The sequence below is a fragment of the uncultured Campylobacter sp. genome (assembly GCF_937997595.1).
Classification (GTDB): Bacteria; Campylobacterota; Campylobacteria; order Campylobacterales; family Campylobacteraceae; genus Campylobacter_B.
Genome location: NZ_CALKTS010000126.1, coordinates 1 through 5,596 on the forward strand (window position 1 = coordinate 1; position 5,596 = coordinate 5,596).

At 53.6% G+C, this 5,596-nt stretch carries 5 protein-coding genes and 1 pseudogene; all 6 read left to right on the forward strand.

Annotated elements, in window-relative coordinates; translation table 11 throughout:
* Positions 1-657, forward strand: a pseudogene (locus tag Q0614_RS04425) (3-phosphoshikimate 1-carboxyvinyltransferase); the annotation flags it as partial.
* On the forward strand, positions 638-1,612 hold the full coding sequence (locus tag Q0614_RS04430) for a glycosyltransferase family 2 protein (protein WP_298786823.1): 975 nt from the start codon (positions 638-640) through the stop codon (positions 1,610-1,612). The pseudogene Q0614_RS04425 and the gene Q0614_RS04430, both read left to right, overlap by 20 nt.
* Positions 1,605-2,729, forward strand: a complete 1,125-nt coding sequence (locus tag Q0614_RS04435) for a hypothetical protein (protein ID WP_298786825.1) — start codon at positions 1,605-1,607, stop codon at positions 2,727-2,729. Before Q0614_RS04430 ends, Q0614_RS04435 begins: the two co-directional genes overlap by 8 nt.
* Positions 2,716-3,225, forward strand: a complete 510-nt coding sequence (locus Q0614_RS04440; RefSeq protein ID WP_298786826.1) for a thioesterase family protein — start codon at positions 2,716-2,718, stop codon at positions 3,223-3,225. Before Q0614_RS04435 ends, Q0614_RS04440 begins: the two co-directional genes overlap by 14 nt.
* Positions 3,226-3,257: 32 nt before the next feature.
* Positions 3,258-3,785 carry an outer membrane lipoprotein carrier protein LolA gene (locus Q0614_RS04445; RefSeq protein WP_298786828.1) on the forward strand — a complete coding sequence of 176 codons (528 nt, stop codon included), beginning with the start codon at positions 3,258-3,260 and terminating at the stop codon, positions 3,783-3,785.
* Positions 3,778-5,596: hypothetical protein (locus Q0614_RS04450; RefSeq protein ID WP_298786829.1), on the forward strand; the 1,819-nt coding region annotated here is incomplete at its 3' end. The genes Q0614_RS04445 and Q0614_RS04450, both read left to right, overlap by 8 nt.

Sequence of the window (5,596 nt, forward strand, 5' to 3'; positions counted from 1 at the left end):
GAGATCACGCTTTTGGGGCGCGGCGACCGCACCGTCAAAATCAACGAAAACCGCGTGAGCCTCGATCTGCTCGAAGCCAAACTCCGCTCGCACGAATTTATCGGCGAGTGCAGGATCGATCTGCACCCGCAGCGCGACCGCGCCGTAGCTCTTATCAAGCTTAGCGAGCGCGGCGAGCAGGCGTTTCGCGCAGGCGGTAAAAAGGGCGTCACGGACGAGCTAAAGGCCTTTTTGAAGCCTGAATTCGGCGCGATTTTGCGCTACTTCAAAATCGCGAGCAAGCTGCCTTTTAACGAGCAGGGCAAGCTAAGCAAAAAGGACTTTTTAAGCGCCCTGCAGCGCTACGAAGTGCCCGTTTTCGAGCGGAGCGCGGAGAATGAGTTTCGCGCGAAGGTGCGAGCCAGCGACTTTTATTTCGACGGACACTTTGCGCGATTTGCGCTGGTGCCCGCGTTTATGCAGCTTCGCTTCGTATTGATCTGCGCAAAAGCCCTCGGCTACGAGCTGGACAACATGCAAAAGATAGAAAATTTAAAATTTACGAATTTCATCCGCCCGGGCGATGAAATTTCAATCAAAATCACCGAAGCAAGCGGCAAACTCCGCTTTGAAATTTCAAACGACAAGGTCTGCGCCAGTGGAAGAATTTGCCTTTAAGCCCGCATTTTTACTGCCCTACTTCAACCACCCCGCGCGCATCGCCGAGCTCGTAAGCGCCCTGGCGCCCATCGCGCCCGTGCTGATCGTGGATGATGGCAGCGACGAAGCGAGCAAAAGCGCGCTGAATGGGCTTGCAGCTCAAATTTACACACGCGCGCAAAACGGCGGCAAAGGCGCTGCAGTGTGCAACGGGCTGGCGTGGGCGAAGGAGCTTGGATTTACGCATGCCTTTCAGATCGATGCGGACTTTCAGCACGACGTAAGCAGATGCGAGGAATTTTTGGCGTTTGCGGCGCGGCAGCCCGCCGCGCTGATCTGTGCCGCTCCCGTATATGACGAAAGCGCGCCCAAATCCCGCCTACACGGACGCAAGATAATGAATTTTTGGTGCGTGATAAACACCCTTTCGCACCGCATAAAAGACGCGATGTGTGGCTTTAGAATTTACCCGCTAGAGGGGATCGTGCCGCTTCTGTCCCGCACGAAAAGCCGCAGGATGGGCTTTGATGCCGAAATTTTAATTCTGGCCGCGCGCGCGGGGCTAGAGATAAAATGGCTCGATCTGGCGGTGCGCTACGAAGCGGGCGGGGTGAGCCACTTCGCGCCGTTTCGAGATAATTTCGGAATTTCGCTGATGCACGCTAGGCTATTTTGCGGACTTCCGCTTTGGCTTGCAAAAAGGGCGCTAAAACGCGCCTGCGATAAATTTAAAAAGCGTGGCTTACGGGAGGCTTCGCAGCAGAGCTCGAACGAAATTTTGCAAGGGCTAGCGGGGCAAAGCTTTTGCAGCAGCGCGCGGCGCGATAGTTGCAAAGGTGCGAAAGAGGAGATGGACGGCGGCGCAAACGAAAAAGCTGGTACCGAAAAATGCGGCGACAAAGCCGCAGCGCAAAGTTCGCTCGTAAATGCCTCGTCGCAACATGCCGCCGCAAAGGACGGGCGCGATGGCTAAACACTGGAGCGAAAACAACGAAAAGGCGGGCGCAGCGCTTTTAAATTTAGCCCGCTTCATCACGCTTCACACGCCTGATTTTTGCATGCGAGGCACCGCGCTTTGTATCTCGGCGATCTATTTTGCGCTGCTTAAAAATGAGCGACGCACGATCAGGGAGTTTTTGCGGCGCGCGCTTGATCGCGAGCCCAAGGCCCGCGAAATTTACGCGAATTTTTATAAATTTTCCCTCAGTCTGTGCGAAAAAATCGCGGTTTGGAACGGCAAGATCGCGCTGGATCAAATTCGCGTGCAAAGCGGTATGAAGGAGCTTTTAAGCGACGGAACGGGCAAAATTTTAATCACTTCGCACTTCGGCAACACCGAGATCGCGCGCGCCCTTTCGGCAAGCACGGCGGGGATAAAAATCAACGTGCTGATCTTTCGCAAACACAGCGAAAATTTTATGAAATTTATCGAAAAAATGGGCGGCGGCGTGAAAATTCTCTACGTCGGCGAGCTTGGCATCGGCGAGATGCTGCAAATCAAAGAGCTGCTGCAAAACGGCGAGCACATCGCGATAATGGGCGATCGCATGCCGGTGGGCTCAGATAAATTTCAAAGCGAGGATTTTTTAGGGCGTAGCGCAAATTTCCCGATCGGCGGCTATCTACTCGCTAAAATTTTAGGCGCGCCGCTATTTAGCCTATGGTGCTACGAGGGGCGCAGCGGCCACGAGCTTCGGCTGCAGCCGCTACCTGCGCCGCTAAAGAGCCGCGACAAGGCGCGATCTGTAGCACCGCCGCTTAAATGCTACGTGCGACAGCTCGAGCTTTATGCCAAAGAATTTCCTTCTCAGTGGTATAATTTCTTTGATTTTTGGGCACAAGGAAAAAACGCGAGCGATGCAAAGCGCGCCGCCACGCAAAATCTCGGCGAGACGAGCATGGATACTGCGTCAAATTTAAATGGCGTAGCGGATTTAAACGACACGGCAAGTTCGAATGCCGCGTCAAATTTAAAAAGTACGGCGAGCTCGGATACTGCGCTAAATTTAGATAATTCAAATTTGAGCGCTGCAAAATCCGCCGCGCAAGACGAAAAATTTTATAGCGGAGAGAAAAATGAAAGAGTATAAATTTCGCGCCAGATTTTACGACGCCGATCCGATGGGCGTGATGTGGCACGGCAACTACGTAAAGCTCTGTGAGGACGCTAGATGCGAGTTTTGGCGCGACGCGGGCTACACATATATGCAGATGAGAGATGATGGATTTATATATCCCATTATCAAAATGGAGTTTAAATTTATCGCGCCGATACTTTTTGACGACGAGGTTGCGGTGAGCATCGAGCTGCTCGAGTGCGACACGATCATAAAATTCTCCTACCGCATCAAAAGCCCATCCGGCGCGCTCCTAGCCAAGGCAACCACGTCGCAAGCCGCGGTGGAGCTTGATTCTAAAAGGACGCTGTATGAGATACCGCCGCAGTTAAGGGCGTGCGCGGATAAAATTTTAGCGGGGAAAAATTCTGCGAATAAAATTTCGGCAGCAAACAAAGCCGCGCCCGAGCAAGAGCGCTCTCAAAATGCCGCGGCGAATAAAATTTTACCTAACGATAACGAGCAGTGAAATTTAGCGAGCATAAAATTTAAAGGACTACGATGAAAATTTTAGCTTTATTTTTGGCGATTTTGGGACTTGCGAGCGCGCTTGAAGTAAGCGATCTGGCGCTTAAGACCGACAATATCGGCGGCAAATTTAGCGAAACGCTCAGCATCGAGGGCTTTGCCGAGCCCGTACGAAGCAGCGGCGAGTTTAGGATCAAGGGCGGCGAGCTGTTTTGGACGACGCTAAAGCCGGTGCGAAGCGAGCTAAAAATCGGCGCGGACGGCGTTTTTGAGCGTAGCGGCGCGGCATGGATCAAAAGCGCCGATTCGCTTTTTGATAAGGACACTTTTTTGGCGATCTCGCGCCTGGACGTAGCGCGGCTTAGCAAAAATTTCTCGATCGCGCTAAGCGGCAGCAAAGATGCGTGGCGCGCCGAGCTAAGCCCCAAGGGGATGCTGCAAAATATCTTTAAAAATATCGTGATCGAGGGCGGCGCCTACGTCAGAGTGCTGCGAATTAGCAGCGCTAACGGCGACGTGAGCGAAAACGTATTTTCGGACGTCGTGAGCTTAGATGAGTAAGAGCGCGATCCTAGCGGTATTCGGCGCGGCATTCATCGCGCTTTGCGCCTTTATAGCGTTAAATTTAAACCGCGTAAATTCCGATTTTTACGAGCTAAGCGGCATTGAAATTTCGGGCGAGCAGAAACAAAGCGTCGAGGATTTCAACCGCGAGATTGCGCGGCAAATCATCGTCGCAAGCGCAGAGAAGGCGAGCTTTGGCGCGTTCATTGCGGATATGCAAAAAAGCGGGCTTTTTGAGAGCATAATTTACGAGGTAAAGGACGCGAGCGTGTATCAGAGCGAGCTTGCGCGCTTTGCGCCCGCGATGCTCGATGATGCGAGCGTGGAGCTTTTAAAAAGCGATCCGCAGGCCTTTTTTGAGCGTAGCGCGCGTGAGCTTTATTCAAAATTTCGTCCGCTTAGCCTCTCGCAGGACTTTTTCTCGCTCAGCCTTCACTCGCGCCTTAGCTCTCGCGGCGCAATCAAGCTTGATCCTGCGCAAAACCGCTTCATCGCGACCATTGACGGCGCGCCGCACTACCTCGCTACGGCCAAACTCGCTCCGAAAGCAAACGACGACGCGCTTAGCGCGCTGGTGCACAAGGCGCAAAAGAGCAAAATTTTAATCTCAGGCACCGCCCTTTTTAGCGCTTTGGGCAAAAGCGCGGGCGTGCGCGAAAGCTCCGTCGCTGGCGCCGTTTCGCTTAGCCTGTGTGCGGCGCTGCTGCTGGCGGCATTTTCGCGCGCACGTATCTTCTGTCTGCTGCTGCCTGCGCTTTTCGGGCTTGCCTGCGGCGTAGCGGCTACGATGGCGATCCGCGGCTCGATCCACATCCTAAGCGCCGTGGTTTCGACGAGCCTAATCGGGCTGATGCTGGATTACGCGGTGCACTGGCTCGGCGCAAACATCTCGCGCCGCATCGAAGCTCGCTCGATAAAAAGCATGCGAAACATCCTGCTTCTAGGGTTTTTCATCACCGCGGGAGGCTACTTCGTATTTTTATTCAGCCCGTTTTTTCTGCTCAAAGAGATCGCGATCTTTGCGATAGCCGCACTTGCGGGGGCATTTTGCTTTAGCTACTTCGCCCTGCCGCTACTACTTGCCGGGGCGGAATTTCGCCCCGCCCCGCTCTTTGCAAAAGCTCTTGAACTCTACGCAAAGGCTCTTTGCAAGATAAGCCTAAGCCCAAAAGCGCTCATTCTCGTTTGCGCGGCGCTGCTTGCGTTTTTGTATTTTAAAATGGAGCTTAAGGACGACGTCAGCGAATACGCGAGCTTGGATAAAAACCTAATCGCGATGAGCGCCAAGCTCGCAAGCATCGGAGGCTCCAGCTTCGATCTGATCGTGGGCAACAACGCGAGCGCGGTAGCCAAAGAGATCGTAGCGCGCGGTCTTGCGGACTCATACGCCGGCGCGCCGATTTTGGATCCAGCTACGCAGAGCTTTATCAAGCAGGCCTTTGCAAACTACGATAGAAGCGCATTTTTACGTCTCGGGCTTAGTCGCGAGCTCGTAGACGCAAACTTTGCCAAGATCGCGGATGCACCCATTTTAAGCTACGAGCAAGCTAGAAGCTCCATTCTTTTTGCCGCGATGCCGAGCATCGATCCGCATATCGCTTTTTTGCGCGGCGTGCGCGATAAAGCGGCCGTAAGCGAGCTTGCCGCGCAGATGGGCGCGCTGCATCTAAACATGCGAAGCGCCATAAGCGAGGCGTTTTCACAGATCAAAATCAACGCCTTGTATCTAAAATGTGCCGCATACGCGCTCGCGCTCGCATTGCTGTGGGCGTTTTTCGGCGCGCGAACGGCGTGGCTGATCGTCATCT